Source organism: Streptomyces sp. NPDC048424, assembly GCF_040651555.1.
Classification (GTDB): domain Bacteria; phylum Actinomycetota; class Actinomycetes; order Streptomycetales; family Streptomycetaceae; genus Streptomyces.
On the sequence record NZ_JBEZKE010000009.1, the window covers coordinates 130,419 to 145,570 of the forward strand.

General features: G+C 71.7%; 10 protein-coding genes. 6 read left to right on the forward strand and 4 right to left on the reverse strand.

Annotation, left to right across the window (positions count from 1 at the left end; genetic code table 11):
- The first annotated feature begins 103 nt into the window (after positions 1-103).
- From AB0D29_RS15510 to glgB, 4 genes are all read left to right on the forward strand, one after another.
- Positions 104-2,098: an alpha-1,4-glucan--maltose-1-phosphate maltosyltransferase gene (locus tag AB0D29_RS15510; RefSeq protein ID WP_362854543.1), complete on the forward strand. Its 1,995-nt coding sequence runs from the start codon at positions 104-106 to the stop codon at positions 2,096-2,098.
- Complete coding sequence (gene treS / locus AB0D29_RS15515; protein ID WP_362854545.1) at positions 2,095-3,825, forward strand: maltose alpha-D-glucosyltransferase; 1,731 nt, start codon at positions 2,095-2,097, stop codon at positions 3,823-3,825. Before AB0D29_RS15510 ends, treS begins: the two co-directional genes overlap by 4 nt.
- A gap of 155 nt (positions 3,826-3,980) precedes the next feature.
- Positions 3,981-5,432, forward strand: a complete 1,452-nt coding sequence (locus AB0D29_RS15520; RefSeq protein WP_362854547.1) for a maltokinase — start codon at positions 3,981-3,983, stop codon at positions 5,430-5,432.
- Positions 5,429-7,717: a 1,4-alpha-glucan branching enzyme gene (glgB, locus tag AB0D29_RS15525; RefSeq protein WP_362854548.1), complete on the forward strand. Its 2,289-nt coding sequence runs from the start codon at positions 5,429-5,431 to the stop codon at positions 7,715-7,717. Before AB0D29_RS15520 ends, glgB begins: the two co-directional genes overlap by 4 nt.
- On the opposite strand, the gene AB0D29_RS15530 is transcribed toward glgB, so the two are convergent.
- Positions 7,707-8,054 (reverse strand): thioredoxin domain-containing protein, encoded by a 348-nt coding sequence (locus AB0D29_RS15530; RefSeq protein ID WP_362854550.1) that lies wholly within the window; start codon positions 8,052-8,054, stop codon positions 7,707-7,709. The genes glgB and AB0D29_RS15530 overlap by 11 nt on opposite strands.
- A 13-nt stretch (positions 8,055-8,067) precedes the next feature.
- Positions 8,068-8,460: a MerR family transcriptional regulator gene (locus AB0D29_RS15535; protein WP_362854552.1), complete on the reverse strand. Its 393-nt coding sequence runs from the start codon at positions 8,458-8,460 to the stop codon at positions 8,068-8,070.
- Positions 8,461-8,790: 330 nt separating this feature from the next.
- On the opposite strand from AB0D29_RS15535, the gene AB0D29_RS15540 reads away from it, so the two are divergent.
- The gene (locus AB0D29_RS15540) at positions 8,791-9,480 is read left to right on the forward strand and encodes a helix-turn-helix transcriptional regulator (protein WP_362854553.1); all 690 of its coding nucleotides are present in this window, start codon (positions 8,791-8,793) and stop codon (positions 9,478-9,480) included.
- A gap of 26 nt (positions 9,481-9,506) precedes the next feature.
- On the opposite strand, the gene AB0D29_RS15545 is transcribed toward AB0D29_RS15540, so the two are convergent.
- Together AB0D29_RS15545 and AB0D29_RS15550 are read right to left on the reverse strand one after the other, a co-directional pair.
- Positions 9,507-11,525, reverse strand: coding sequence for a hypothetical protein (locus AB0D29_RS15545; RefSeq protein WP_362854554.1), 2,019 nt, complete (start codon positions 11,523-11,525; stop codon positions 9,507-9,509).
- 240 nt (positions 11,526-11,765) lie between these two features.
- Positions 11,766-12,791 carry an ATP-dependent 6-phosphofructokinase gene (locus tag AB0D29_RS15550; protein ID WP_362854556.1) on the reverse strand — a complete coding sequence of 342 codons (1,026 nt, stop codon included), beginning with the start codon at positions 12,789-12,791 and terminating at the stop codon, positions 11,766-11,768.
- Positions 12,792-13,015: 224 nt separating this feature from the next.
- Here AB0D29_RS15550 and pta point away from each other — a divergent pair, with 224 nt between their 5' ends.
- Positions 13,016-15,106 carry a phosphate acetyltransferase gene (gene pta / locus AB0D29_RS15555; RefSeq protein WP_362854557.1) on the forward strand — a complete coding sequence of 697 codons (2,091 nt, stop codon included), beginning with the start codon at positions 13,016-13,018 and terminating at the stop codon, positions 15,104-15,106.
- Positions 15,107-15,152: the final 46 nt, after the last annotated feature.

Genomic DNA, 15,152 nt, shown 5'->3' on the forward strand with positions numbered 1-15,152 from the left:
CCGAGCGGCTAGAAACAGAGCGAACAGAGCGTGCACTACCAGTCGTGACTCCGACTGGCCTGTTGTCACCGAGCCCTGCGAACTGCCCCCAGGTGATCCCATCATGATCGGTCGCATTCCCGTGCTGGACGTCCGCCCCGCCGTCGACTGCGGCGCCAGACCCGCCAAGGCGGTCGTGGACGAGGTCTTCGAGATCTCGGCCACCGTGTTCCGCGAGGGACACGACGCCGTTGCCGCACACATCGTCCTGCGCGATCCGAGCGGGCGGCTGCGGCCCCCCGTACCGCTGAGCGAGCTCGCCCCCGGCACCGACCGGTGGGGGGCCCGCGTCTCCGCCGAGGCCGAGGGGAGGTGGACGTACACCGTCGAGGCGTGGAGCGACCCGGTGGCCACCTGGCGGGCCCACGCCGCGATCAAGATCCCGGCCGGCATCGACAGCGGGCTGATGCTGCTGGAGGGCGCCGAGCTCTACGAGCGGGCCGGGGCCCGGATCACCAAGCGCGACGGCCGCGAGGCCGTGCTGGCCGCCGCCGCGATCATGCGCGACGAGGACCGGCCGGCCGCCGAACGGCACGCCGCCGCCCTCGACCCCGCCGTGGACGCGGCGCTCGCCAAGCGCCCGTACCGGGAGCTGGTCACCGCCTCCAAGCCGCTGCCGCTGCTCGTCGAGCGCAAGCGGGCCCTCTTCGGGTCCTGGTACGAGATGTTCCCGCGCTCGGAAGGGGCGGTGCTGGAGCCCGGCGAGGCTCCGGTCAGCGGCACCTTCCGGACCGCCGCGGAGCGGCTGCCCGCGATCGCCGCGATGGGCTTCGACGTGGTCTACCTGCCGCCGATCCACCCGATCGGCAGCACGTTCCGCAAGGGCCCGAACAACACCCTGTCCGCGGGGAGTTGGGATCCGGGCGTGCCCTGGGCCATCGGGTCGACCGAGGGCGGGCACGACGCCGTCCACCCGGAGCTCGGCACCATCGAGGACTTCGACGCGTTCGTCGCGCGCGCCCGCGAGCTGCGTCTGGAGATCGCGCTGGACTTCGCCCTCCAGTGCTCCCCCGACCACCCGTGGGTGGAGAAGCACCCGGAGTGGTTCCGCCACCGGGCCGACGGGACGATCGCGTACGCGGAGAACCCGCCGAAGAAGTACCAGGACATCTATCCGATCCACTTCGACACCGACATGGCCGGCATCGTCGAGGAGACCTGCCGGATCCTGCGGTACTGGATGGACCACGGGGTCCGCATCTTCCGCGTCGACAATCCGCACACCAAGCCGGTGGTCTTCTGGCAGAAGGTGATCGCGGACATCAACAAGTCCGATCCCGACGTGATCTTCCTGGCGGAGGCCTTCACCCGTCCCGCCATGATGCGCGCGCTCGCCGCGGTCGGCTTCCAGCAGTCGTACACGTACTTCACCTGGCGCAACACGAAGGCCGAGCTGACCGAGTACCTGACCGAGCTGTCCGGCACCACCTCGGCCTCCGTCATGCGGCCGAACTTCTTCGTGAACACCCCGGACATCCTCCACGAGTACCTGCAGGAGGGCGGCCGTCCCGCCTTCGAGGTGCGGGCGGTCCTCGCGGCCACCCTCTCCCCCACCTGGGGGGTCTACTCCGGCTACGAGCTCTGCGAGAACACCCCGGTCCGGCACGGCAGCGAGGAGTACCTGGACTCGGAGAAGTACGAGTTCCGGCCCCGCGACTGGGAGGCCGCCGACCGCGAGGGCCGCACCATCGCCCCGCTGATCACCGCCCTGAACCGGATGCGCCGCCGCAACCCCGCGCTCCAGCAGCTGCGCGACATCCACTTCCACTCGACCGACAACGAACAGGTGATCGCCTATTCGAAGCACGCCGGAGCCAATTCCGTACTGGTGGTCGTCAACCTCGATCCGCACCACACCCAGGAGGCGACGGTCTCGTTGGACATGCCGGTACTCGGCCTCGACTGGCACGGGTCCCTCGCGGTGCGCGACGAGCTCACCGGCGAGACCTATCACTGGGGCAGGGCGAACTACGTGCGCCTAGAGCCGGGCCGAACGCCCGCGCACGTACTGGCCGCTCTGCGACCGTCCCCGCCCACCGGAGGGTCACCCACCACATGATGATCAACGATCCCGTCCACGACACCTTCGAGGACACCCCCGCCAAGGACCGCGATCCCGACTGGTTCAAGCGGGCCGTCTTCTACGAGGTCCTCGTCCGCTCCTTCCACGACAGCAACGGCGACGGCGTCGGGGACCTCAAGGGGCTCACCGCCAAACTGGACTACCTCCAGTGGCTCGGCGTCGACTGCCTGTGGCTGCCGCCGTTCTTCGCCTCGCCCCTGCGCGACGGGGGCTACGACGTCTCCGACTACACCTCCGTGCTCCCGGAGTTCGGTGACCTCGCCGACTTCGTGGAGTTCGTGGACGCGGCGCACACCCGCGGCATGCGGGTGATCATCGACTTCGTCATGAACCACACCAGCGACCAGCACGAGTGGTTCCAGCAGTCGCGCAAGGACCCGGACGGCCCGTACGGCGACTACTACATGTGGGCCGACAACGACAAGCAGTACCAGGACGCCCGCATCATCTTCGTCGACACCGAGACCTCCAACTGGACGTACGACCCGGTGCGCAAGCAGTACTACTGGCACCGCTTCTTCTCGCACCAGCCGGACCTCAACTACGAGAACCCGGCCGTGGTCGAGGAGATCATCTCCGCGCTGCGGTTCTGGCTGGACCTCGGGATCGACGGCTTCAGACTCGACGCGGTGCCCTACCTGTACGCCGAGGAGGGCACCAACTGCGAGAACCTCCCCCGCACCCACCGGCTCCTGAAGCGGGTACGGGCCGAGATCGACGCGCACTACCCCGACACCGTGCTGCTCGCCGAGGCCAACCAGTGGCCCGAGGACGTGGTCGACTACTTCGGGGACTTCGCCAAGGGCGGGGACGAGTGCCACATGGCGTTCCACTTCCCCGTCATGCCGCGCATCTTCATGGCCGTACGAAGAGAGTCGCGCTACCCCGTCTCCGAAATCCTGGCCAAGACCCCGGCGATCCCGGACCGCTGCCAGTGGGGCATCTTCCTGCGCAACCACGACGAGCTCACCCTCGAAATGGTCACGGACGAAGAGCGCGACTACATGTACGCCGAGTACGCCAAGGACCCGCGGATGCGGGCCAACATCGGCATCCGGCGCCGGCTCGCCCCGCTCCTGGACAACGACCGCAACCAGATGGAGCTGTTCACGGCCCTGCTGCTGTCGCTGCCGGGCTCGCCGGTGCTCTACTACGGCGACGAGATCGGCATGGGCGACAACATCTGGCTGGGCGACCGCGACGGCGTCCGCACGCCGATGCAGTGGACCCCGGACCGCAACGCCGGTTTCTCCTCGTGCGATCCGGGCAGGCTGAACCTGCCGGTCATCATGGACCCGGTCCACGGGTACCAGGTCACCAATGTCGAGGCGGCCATGGCGTCGCCCTCCTCACTGCTGCACTGGACCCGCAGGCTGATCGAGATCCGCAAGGCCAACCCGGCCTTCGGACTCGGCTCGTACACCGAACTGCCGTCGTCCAACCCGGCGGTGCTCGCGTTCCTCCGCGAGTACGGGGACGACCTGGTGCTGTGCGTGCACAACTTCTCGCGCTTCGCGCAGCCCACCGAGCTGGATCTTCGGTCGTTCAACGGACGGGTCCCGGTGGAGCTCACGGGCGACGTGCGCTTCCCGCCGATCGGTGAGTGGCCGTACCTGCTGACGCTGGCGGGACACGGCTTCTACTGGTTCCGGCTGCGGACCGAACAGCGCGGCGAGCTACGCGGCGAGCAACGCGACGGTTGACGGGCCGGCGGAGGGGCGGGCAGCTCGAATGGGTCAATCGCCCGCCCCTGTACGGACCATCCTGACCCGACACTCGCACATGCCGGAGAAGCAACTGCCGCGCATCCGGGACACTCTGCGCATTCTGTGACGGCCCGGGGAAAGGACGCGACGCCATGTCGGAGGCTGCATCCGCCCGGAGCCGACTGACGGCCGACAGGGCCGCCGGGATCGCTCCGCTGGAACCGATGCTGAGGGCCTGGCTGCCCGCACAGCGCTGGTTCGCGGGCAAGGGCCGCACCATCAGCAGGCTCAGGACCGTCTCGGCGGCCGAGCTCCTGCCGCCGGGATCCACCCCCGGGATGCTGCACCTGCTCCTCGATGTCGACGGGGACTGCTACCAACTGCTGCTGGGCATCCGCCCGTCCCTGCCGCCCGCGCTCGCGCCCACCCTGATCGGCCATGCCGAGGACGGGCCGTACGCCGGCCGGGCGGTCTACGAGGCGCTGGGCGACCCGCGGCTCGCGGCCATGCTGCTGGAGCGGCTGCGCTCCCCCGGGGTGCTCGGCCCGCTGCGCTTCGACCGGGACCCGGCCACGCCGATCCCGGCGGGGCTCGCGCCCCGGCCGCTCTCCGGAGAGCAGACCAACTCCTCGTTGATCTACGGAGATTCGTTCATCCTGAAGGTGTTCCGCCGGGTCGGCCCCGGGGTCAACCCGGACCTGGAGCTGCCCCGGGCCCTGGCCGCCGCGGGCTGCGCCCGCGTCCCGGCCCCCGTCGCCTGGTACGAGGCCGAGCCTCCCGGGAGCGAGCCGCTGACCCTGGGCGTGCTCCAGCCGTACCTGCGCGGCTCCGACGACGGCTGGCAGCTCGCGCTGCGCCGGCTCGGCGCCGGGGCCGACTTCACCGCCGAGGCGCACGCGCTCGGCCGGGCCACCGCCGAGGTGCACAGCGCGCTCGCCGCCGCGCTGCCCACCGTCGCGCTCGGCCCGGAGCAGACCGCCCGGCTGGCCGCCGGGATGACCGCCCGGCTGGCCGCGACCGCCCGGGAGGTACCCGCCCTGCGGCCCTACGAGGCCGGGCTGCGGGGAGCCTTCGACGCGCTGGCCGCCTCCCGGGGCGCGGGCGTGCCCGCCCAGCGGATCCACGGGGACCTCCATCTGGGTCAGACCCTGCGCACCCTCGACGGCAGCTGGTCGTTGATCGATTTCGAGGGCGAGCCGGCCCGGCCACTGGCCGACCGGCGCCGTCCCGAACCGGCGGTCCGCGACATCGCCGGGATACTGCGCTCCTTCGACTACGCCGCCCGCTCGCACCGGCCGTTCGCCCCCGCCTGGGCGGACGACTGCCGGGCCGCGTTCTGCGAGGGCTACGCCCGCACCACCGGCCGGGACCCCCGCGAGGATCCCGTCCTGCTGCGGGCGTACGAGACCGACAAGGCGGTGTACGAGGCCCGCTACGAGTCCCGGCACCGCCCCGACTGGCTGCACGTCCCGATGGCCGCGATCCGGCGGCTCTCGGAACCCTCGCGACCCGCGCACCGCGTGCCGCCGAACCCGCCCGCCCCCGGTTCCATCTCCCCGCATCCCCACCCCCGCCCGAAGCCCCCGAGGAGGCCGCTCGCGTGAGCGCCGCACGACAGCCGTCACCGACCGTCCGCGACGAAGCCGTACCCGCCCCGGCGGCGGCGAAGAAGCCCCGCGCGCCCCGGGCCCGCCGCGCCACCCCTGCGCGCGGGGTCCGGCCGGCGCCCGCACTCGGCGGTGACGAACGGGCCCGGCTGCTGGAGGGCCGCCACCACGATCCGCACGGGGTGCTGGGCGCCCGTACCGCGCGGGGCGGGGTGGCCTTCCGCGTGCTGCGCCCCTACGCCAAGGCGGTCACGATCGTCGCCAAGGGGCTGCGGGCCGAGCTCTTCGACGAGGGCGACGGGCTGTTCTCCGGGCTGCTGCCGCTGACCGGCGTGCCGGAGTACCGGCTCCTGGTGACGTACGACAGCGACGAGATCGAGGTCCACGACCCGTACCGGTTCCTGCCCGCCCTCGGCGAGCTGGACCTGCACCTGATCGGCGAGGGACGCCACGAGCAGCTGTGGACGGCACTCGGCGCCCAGCCGATGGAGCACCAGGGCGTGGCCGGCACCCGGTTCACCGTGTGGGCGCCGAACGCCCAGGGGGTCCGCGTCAGCGGGGACTTCTCGTACTGGGACTCCGTCGCCTACCCGATGCGCTCGCTCGGCGCGAGCGGCGTGTGGGAGCTGTTCCTGCCCGGCGTGGGCGCCGGTGCGCTCTACAAGTACGACATCACGCGCCCGGACGGCAGTCACACCCTGCGCGCCGACCCGATGGCCCGGTCCGCGGAGGTCCCGCCGGCGAACGCCTCGGTGGTCACCGCCTCCGGCCACGTGTGGCAGGACGCGGAGTGGATGGCACGGCGCGGCGAGCGGCCCCCGCACCAGGCTCCCTTCTCGGTGTACGAGCTGCACCTGGCGTCCTGGCGGCCCGGGCTCTCGTACCGGCAGCTCGCCGAGCAGCTCCCCGCGTACGTCAAGGAGCTGGGCTTCACGCACGTGGAGATGATGCCTGTCGCCGAGCACCCCTTCGGGGGCTCCTGGGGCTACCAGGTCACCGGCTTCTACGCGCCGACCTCGCGGATGGGCACCCCGGACGACTTCCGCTTCCTCGTGGACGCGCTGCACCGGGCCGGGATCGGGGTGATCGTCGACTGGGTGCCCGCGCACTTCCCGCGCGACGACTGGGCCCTCGCGGAGTTCGACGGGCGGCCGCTGTACGAGCACCAGGACCCGCGCCGGGCCGCGCACCCGGACTGGGGGACGCTGGAGTTCGACTACGGCCGCAAGGAGGTCCGCAACTTCCTCGTCGCCAACGCCGTGTACTGGTGCGAGGAGTTCCACGTGGACGGGCTGCGCGTGGACGCGGTGGCCTCGATGCTGTACCTCGACTACTCGCGCAAGGAGGGCGAGTGGTCGCCCAACGAGCACGGCGGGCGGGAGAACCTGGACGCGGTGGCGCTGCTCCAGGAGATGAACGCGACCGTGTACCGGCGCTGCCCGGGGGTGGTGACGATCGCGGAGGAGTCCACGGCCTGGGACGGCGTGACGCGGCCGACGGACTCCGGCGGTCTCGGCTTCGGCCTGAAGTGGAACATGGGCTGGATGCACGACACCCTGCGCTACATGTCGAAGGAGCCGGTGCACCGCAAGTACCACCACCACGACATGACCTTCGGGATGATCTACGCCTTCAGCGAGAACTACGTGCTGCCCATCTCGCACGACGAGGTGGTGCACGGCAAGGGCTCGCTGGTGTCCAAGATGCCCGGGGAGGACTGGTGGCAGAAGCGGGCCGCGCACCGGGCGTACCTCGGCTTCATGTGGGCCCACCCGGGCAAGCAACTGCTGTTCATGGGTCAGGAGTTCGCCCAGGGCTCGGAGTGGTCGGAGGTGTACGGTCCGGACTGGTGGCTGCTGGACGACTCCTACGCGGCGGCCGGTGACCACCGGGGCGTACGGACCCTGGTGCGCGACCTGAACCGCACGTACACGGCGGCGCCCGCCCTGTGGGAGCGGGACACCGTGCCGGAGGGCTTCGCCTGGGTGGAGGCGGACGCCGCGGAGGACAACGTGTTCGCCTTCCTGCGGTACGCGCAGGACGGTTCGCAGCTGCTGGCGGTGTCGAACTTCTCGCCCGTGGTCCGGCACGGCTACCGGATCGGCGTGCCGGAGGAGGTGCCGCTGTGGCGGGAGGTCCTCAACACCGACCTCCAGGTCTACGGCGGCAGCGGCGTCCACCACACGCAGCCGCTGCGGGCGGAGCCGGTGCCGGCGCAGGGCCGCCCGGCCAGCCTGCGCATGACCCTCCCGCCGCTGGCGACGGTCTGGCTCAGGCCCTGAGAGGTGCCGGCTCCTCCTCCAGCTCCTGGAGGAGCCGGCGCTTGGGCCGGGCTCCGACGATCTGCTTCACCAGCTCGCCGTCGCGGAAGAGGAGCAGGGTCGGCAGGGACAGCACCCCGTACCGCGTGACGGCGGCGGGGTTGCGGTCCGCGTCGATCTGCACGACCTTGAGCCGGTCGGCCTCCTCGGCGGCGACCGCGGACAGCACGGGCGCGATCTGGCGGCAGGGGCCGCACCAGTCCGCGGTGAACTCCAGGAGGACCGGCCGCCCGCGCTCCGCGAGCACCTCTGCCGCGAGATCCGCGTCGGTCACTTCCGCCACGCCGTGAGCCCTCATGTCCCCATCCCTCTCATCCGGTCATCTCGCACTTCGGTACGGCCGCCTCTCCGGCGGCCGCCTCCGCATCGGCCAGCTGCCGCGCCAGCTGCTCCCGTACGTCGGCCAGCTGGCCGATCAGGCCGTCCAGCTCGGCGAGCTTGCGGCGGTAGACGGCCAGCGAGGCCGGGCAAGAGTCTCCGGCCGGATGGCCGGCCCGCAGACAGTCCACGAAGGGCCGGGTCTCCTCCAGCTCGAAGCCGAAGTCCTGGAGGACGCGGATCTGGCTCAGCAGCCGCAGGTCGTCCTCGTCGTAGGTCCGGTAGCCGTTGCCGGCCCGTCGTGCGGGGAGCAGCCCGCGCGACTCGTAGTACCGCAGCGTCCGGGTGCTGGTCCCGGCCCGCTCCGCCAGTTCGCCGATGCGCATGGAGCGACCGTAGTCCTTGACGCCGACGTCAAGGCAAGGGACGGAACGGGGAGGGAGCGGTACGGGGCCCTCGCCACCCCCGTGGGCGAGGGCCCCTCAGAGAACCACGTACGGAATAGGTGTCCGGTTCATCTTGTGTGGAGGGTGTGACGACTCTTGCGTCGGCGGGCGTTGGCTGGAACCGTACCCCTATCAAAGGATCTTCGAGCTCACCGATTACCGGACAGTCGCCCGGAAACCCGGCGAAAGCCCTTATCTCCATAGGACTTTCCTACGAGGTATGGGCTTGTTTGTTTGGTCTGTAGGCGCCGTCGCCCGGCCACTCCTACGGTGTGCGGTGTGCACTCCAGCCCACCTTTCAATGCCCCCGCCGCGCGTCGTCTGCGCGCGGCCCTGGGCATGGCTCCCGGACATGTCGCCTACGGCCTGCGCGCCCAGTACGGACTCGTCGTCGCGCCCGAGACGGTGATGGCCTGGGAGCGTGGCGAGATATCGCCGTCTTCGGTCGAACTCACCGCGCTCGCGGGGGTGCTCTGGTGCGCGCCCGGGGAGCTGCTCGCCGAGCCGGTCACCCTGCGGGAGCACCGGATGTCCCGGGGGCTCGCCGCGGACGAACTGGCCCGGCGGATCGGCCTGGAGACGAGCTCGTACCAGAAGATGGAGGACACCGGGCGCTGGAGGGGCAACGAACGGCAGTCCGCCGCCCTCGCCTCGGTGCTCGGTCTGACGCTGGCCCAGTTCGTGACGGCCACCGGCAAACACGACGAGCTGGCCGAGCTGCTGCGCAGTGCGGTGACCACGCGCTGGCAGGCGTACGTGAAGCCGCTCGGCAAGCTGCTGCCGATCCCCAAGGCCAACCTGGAGTGGGTGCTGGAGCAGCTGCACGGCGACTACCAGTCGCGGATGGTGGCGACGCTCAGCTGGGGCGGCGGGGGCCAGGCCGGCAGCGGCGACGCCGGCCGCGAGTTCCTCCTCGAGATCGTGGACCGCTTCTGGGAGCTCGCGGGCGGCGCCTCGTAGGCCGTCCCCGAGGCAGTAGGCCGTCGCTAAGGCAGCGGGGCGTGGACCACGGTGGCCGCGCTGCCGGCGGCCGCCAGGTCGCTCCTGAGCCGGTCGGCGGTCTTCCGGTCGCCCACGAGGACGGTCGGCGGGGCCGGGCACGAGGCGATCGCGGTCTTCAGGTGGCCCAGCGAGGCCTGGTACTCCTCCTCCCCGACCGTCGCGGGTCCGCCGACCTTGACGTAGAAGACCTCGTACAGCCCGACCATGTTGCCGCCCTGGTGGGTGAGGATCTGGGCGAGGAAGGTCGACCTCAGGTTGAGGTAGGCGTCGTTGCCGTACAGGGCGATCACCGGGGAGGTGACGCCGGGCAGGTCGCGCCCGGTGAGGGCGGCGGCAGGCGGGCCGATGTCGCCGCTCTTCGCCTCGCCCCGGCTCCACTTGAGCATGGGGCTGCCGTACCAGGCCGAGGGGTGGCCCCAGCCGGAGGGCACGCCCCACTGGACGCCGCCGAACAGCGCCAGCGCCGCGGCCGCCGCGAGGCAGGAGCGCAGCAGCAGGTCCGCGCGGCGGCGCAGCGCGGTGCCCGTGGTCCCGCCGGCGGGCGGCAGCATCAGCCCGATCAGGCCGAGCGAGAGCAGGGCGATCACCAGCCCGGCGGCGGTCAGCTTCTCGAAGTAGTACGAGTAGTAGCCGATGGTGTGCTTCTGCCAGGCGCCGAAGACGCCGATCAGCGCGGCCCCGCCGAGGACGAGGGCGAGCAGCGTCCGCCCGGTGACCGTCCGGCGGTTCACCGGGAGGGTGGCCGCGACCACGGCGAGCAGTCCGAGCCCGATGAACACCGGGCGGTCGGGGATGACCATCGGGCCGGCCAGGTTCGAGGTCTTGGCGACGTCCAGCTTGGTGAGGACGGAGAAGGCGCTGGGCAGTCCCGCCACGAGGGTGGCGGCCGCCAGTGCGCCGAGGACCGGGAGCCACCGGCCGGCGAACCGGCGGCGGTGGACGAGCAGCACCGCGACCAGGGCGATGCCGACGAGGGCGCCGTAGAGGTTGTATACGTAGGTGACGGCGATCAGGCCGGCCGCCGCGAGGAGGACGAACTCGGTGCGGCCCGCCGCGGGCCGCACCAGCAGGGCCAGGGCGACGGCCAGGAACAGCAGACCGATGGTCTCGGAGTCGAAGCCCCGCTCGATCAGCTCCGCCATCGATCCGGACATCATCACCGCGGCGGCGGTGGCGCAGACCGCGGCCGCGCGCCAGCCGCGCAGGCGGGGGCCGCCGATCCAGCGGGCGGCCCAGACCAGCGCCCCGCAGAACAGCGCGTAGGCGGCCAGGACGTAGAGGAAGTACCGGTTCGTCATGGCGAGGGCGGAGCCCGCCTCGGCCGAGGACGTCACCAGGGCGTCGACCCAGGCCAGCAGGAAGTGGGAGCCCTGCGGGTAGACCGCCTCGGAGGGCGTCATCATGTACGTCCGGGCGGCGTCCTGGTGGAGGAAGGCGTAGCCGCCGACCTGCCGGATGCCGGTGAAGTACGAGAAGTGCCCCATCCGGTCCTCGGACGTGACGAAGTAGGCCAGCCGGTCGGCGGCCGACTTGCCGGCCACCGGGTGGTGGACGTAGTGCCAGACCACGGCGACGGTGCCGGCGACCAGCGCGTCCGAGCCGCGCAGCCGCAGCGGGATGCGGGGCCGGCGGCGGGCCAGCCAGCCGGCGACGGAGGCGACCGTCAGCAGCAGGCCGGCCCCGGGCACGGGGGCCAGGCCCCACGGCCAGACGGAAATGAGCAGGCCGAAGCCCATCACGGCGCCGCAGAGCAGGAAGGCCGCGACCACGAGACGGTCGAGCAGTCCGCCGCCCACCCGGACCAGGGCGGCGACCGTCAGGACCAGGACGGGGAGGAGCAGCACGTCGAGGGCGGCCGCGTGGAGCAGCAGCGGCACCGCCCAGGACGCGGCGAGGGCCGCGGCGAGGACGGTGGGGCTGCGCCGTGCGGCGGGGCCGGTGCGCCGGGGGCCCGGTCGGTTCTCGACCGGTTCGGCGGTCCGGACGGCGGAGCTGGTCGCCACTGGAGTGGGGCACCTTTCCATCGAGTGCGTGCGAGCGGAGGAGGGGGCCCGGTGTGCGGGCCCGGTCCGTCACACGACTCGGCCGGCCGATCCCCCGGCCGGAATCCTAACCAGCCGGGACCGGGGCACGCGGGCGCGGAGGAACGGAGCGGCCCCGGAGCGCCGGCTCCGGGGCCGTCCGGCGGGAAAGTCGGGCCGAAGGTCCCGGCCCGGCAGGGCCGCAGGTCCTGGCCGGGTGGGTCAGAAGACGGACTCCGCCTCGTACATGCGCTCCTCGGGGACCGTCTTCAGCTCGGTGGTCGCGGAGGCGAGCGGGGCCATGACGATGTCGGTGCCGCGCAGGGCGGTCATGTTGCCGTAGTCGCCGCGGTGGACGGCCTCGACGGCGTGCCAGCCGAAGCGGGTCGCGAGCACGCGGTCGTACGCGGTGGGCACACCGCCGCGCTGGACGTGGCCGAGGATGACCGGGCGGGCCTCCTTGCCGAGGCGGTGCTCCAGCTCGATCGCGAGGCGGTTGCCGATGCCGGCGAAGCGCTCGTGACCGTACTGGTCGATGGCGCCCTTCTCGTACGGCATGGAACCCTCGGCCGGGTGCGCGCCCTCGGCGACGCAGATGACGGCGAACTTCTTACCGCGGGCGAATCGTTCCTCCACCATCTTCACCAGGGCGTCCACCTCGAAGGGACGCTCCGGCAGGCAGATGCCGTGGGCGCCGCCGGCCATGCCGGACTCCAGGGCGATCCAGCCCGCGTGGCGGCCCATCACCTCGACGACCATCACGCGCTGGTGGGACTCGGCGGTGGTCTTGAGGCGGTCGATGGCCTCGGTGGCGACCATGACGGCGGTGTCGAAGCCGAAGGTGCGGTCGGTGGAGGAGATGTCGTTGTCGATGGTCTTGGGCACGCCGACGACCGGCATCCCGGCGTCCGACAGCATCCGGGCGGCGGTCAGGGTGCCTTCGCCGCCGATCGGGATGAGGGCGTCGATGCCGTAGCGCGTCGCCAGCTCACTGGCGTTCTCGGCGGCCTCGTGCAGGCGGGCGCGCTCCATGCGCGCCGAGCCGAGGATCGTGCCGCCGCGGGCGAGAATGCCGCTGACGGCATTGATGTCGAGGGGGCGGAAGTGGCCGTCGAGGAGGCCCTTGAACCCGTCCTCGAAACCGATGACCTCGTCCCCGTGCCCGACCAGGGCGCGGTGTACGACCGACCGGATGACAGCGTTGAGCCCCGGACAGTCGCCGCCTGCGGTGAGAACTCCGATACGCATCGTGCTGTGTCTCCTGCCGTACATATGAAGGGCGTAATGGTGAAGCCTGTCCGATTGTTCCACGGGCCCGGGGTGCCGCGCGTTGTGCGCCGCTCCGGTTCCCGGGCCTTTCGACCCTCCTGGCCAGGCCCTTTCCCGGGGGGCGCCCTATCTATTGGCAGAGGTATTGTCAAGGGGTCAAGCCAGACCAAACAGACATCCACAGCATGGGACGGAGTGCGGGCGTGACGCGCAGCGTGTACGTGACCGGTATCGAGCGGGGCGACGGCCGCCAGGTCGTCGAGCTGGGGATCATGGAGCTCCTGACCCGGCAGACGGGCCGGGTCGGCGTCTACCGTCCGTTGCTCCACGACGGACCGGACCGGCTCTTCGAGCTCCTGAAGGCCCGCTACCGGATCGACCAGGACTCCTCGACCGCGTACGGGATGGAGTACCAGGAGGCCTCGGCGATCCTGGCCGAGAAGGGCACCGACGAGCTCGTCTCCCGGCTGGTCGACCACTACCACCGGGTGGCCCGCGACTACGAGGTCATGCTCGTCCTCGGCACCGACTACGCGGAAACCAACCTCCCGGACGAGCTCGCGCTCAACGCCCGCCTCGCCAACGAGCTCGGCGCGGTCGTCGTCCCCGTCGTCGGCGGCACCAAGCACCACGCCGAGGCGGTGCGCGCCGAGGCCCGCAACGCCTACCGCGCGTACGAGACCCTGGGCTGCCACGTCGTCGCGATGGTCGTCAACCGGGTGGCCCCGGAGGACCGTGACCTCATAGCCGAGCGGCTGGCCGCCCGGCTCCCCGTGCCCTGTTACGTACTGCCGGACGACAAGTCGCTCTCCGCCCCGACCGTCGCCCAGATCACCCGGGCGCTCGGCGGCGAGGTGCTCCTCGGCGACGAGGCCGGGCTGGCCCGCGACGCCGTGGACTTCGTCTTCGGCGGCGCCATGCTGCCGAACTTCCTGAACGCCCTGACCCCCGGCTGCCTGGTGGTGACCCCCGGCGACCGCTCCGACCTGGTCGTCGGCGCGCTGGCCGCGCACACCTCGGGCACCCCGCCGATCGCCGGCGTGCTGCTCACCCTGAACGAGCGCCCGAGCAAGGAAGTCCTGACGCTGGCCTCGAAGCTGGCCCCGGGCACGCCCGTGGTGTCGGTGGCCGGCAACAGCTTCCCGACCGCCGCCGAACTCTTCTCGCTGCAGAGCCGGCTGAACTCCGCGACCCCGCGCAAGCTGGAGACCGCGCTCGGCCTCTTCGAGCGCCACGTGGACACCGGCGAGCTGCGCGACCTGCTCTCGGTCGCCCGCTCGGAGCGGGTCACCCCGATGATGTTCGAGCACGAGCTGCTGGAGCGGGCCCGCTCGGAGCGCCGCCGCGTCGTGCTGCCCGAGGGCACCGAGGAGCGCGTGCTGCGCGCCGCGGACGTGGTGCTGCGCCGGGGCGTCTGCGACCTGACCCTGCTGGGCGACGAGCAGGCGATCCTGAAGAAGGCCGGCGACCTCGGCCTCGACATCTCGGGCGCGCAGCTGATCGACCCGGCGACCTCCCCCCTGCGGGAAGGTTTCTCCGAGTACTACGCGCAGGTCCGCGCCCACAAGGGCATGACCGTCGAGCTCGCCAACGACGTGGTCACCGACGTCAATTACTTCGGCACGCTGATGGTCCAGCAGGGCCTGGCCGACGGCATGGTCTCCGGTTCGGTGCACTCCACCGCGGCGACCATCCGCCCGGCCTTCGAGATCATCAAGACCAAGCCGGAGGCGTCCATCGTCTCCTCGGTCTTCTTCATGTGCCTGGCCGACCGGGTCCTCGTCTACGGCGACTGCGCCGTCAACCCGGACCCGAACGCCGAACAGCTCGCCGACATCGCCGTCCAGTCGGCCGCCACCGCCGCCGCCTTCGGCGTCGACCCGCGGATCGCGATGCTCTCGTACTCGACCGGCACCTCCGGTTCGGGCGCGGACGTGGACAAGGTCCGCAAGGCCACCGAGATCGTCCGCGAGCAGGCCCTCGGCCTGCAGATCGAGGGCCCGATCCAGTACGACGCGGCCGTGGAGCCCTCGGTCGCCGCGACCAAGCTGCCCGGGTCGGAGGTGGCCGGCCGCGCGACGGTGCTGATCTTCCCCGACCTCAACACCGGCAACAACACGTACAAGGCGGTGCAGCGTTCGGCGGGCGCGGTGGCGGTCGGCCCGGTGCTCCAGGGTCTGCGCAAGCCGGTCAACGACCTCTCGCGCGGCGCGCTCGTCCAGGACATCGTCACCACCGTGGCCATCACCGCGATCCAGGCGCAGGGCGGGCCGGCGCCCGCGGCCACCGTCTGACCCTCCCCGCTCCCCCTCTCCCGCACCCCACCGCCCGAGACAAGGA

Coding starts and splice junctions, on each gene's coding strand:
- AB0D29_RS15550 (WP_362854556.1), bottom strand. CDS start 12,791: ATGCGTATCGGAGTTCTCACCGCAGGCGGCGACTGTCCGGGGCTCAAC.
- AB0D29_RS15535 (WP_362854552.1), bottom strand. CDS start 8,460: ATGCGCATCGGCGAACTGGCGGAGCGGGCCGGGACCAGCACCCGGACG.
- AB0D29_RS15520 (WP_362854547.1), top strand. CDS start 3,981: ATGTCGGAGGCTGCATCCGCCCGGAGCCGACTGACGGCCGACAGGGCC.
- AB0D29_RS15530 (WP_362854550.1), bottom strand. CDS start 8,054: ATGAGGGCTCACGGCGTGGCGGAAGTGACCGACGCGGATCTCGCGGCA.
- AB0D29_RS15510 (WP_362854543.1), top strand. CDS start 104: ATGATCGGTCGCATTCCCGTGCTGGACGTCCGCCCCGCCGTCGACTGC.
- treS (WP_362854545.1), top strand. CDS start 2,095: ATGATGATCAACGATCCCGTCCACGACACCTTCGAGGACACCCCCGCC.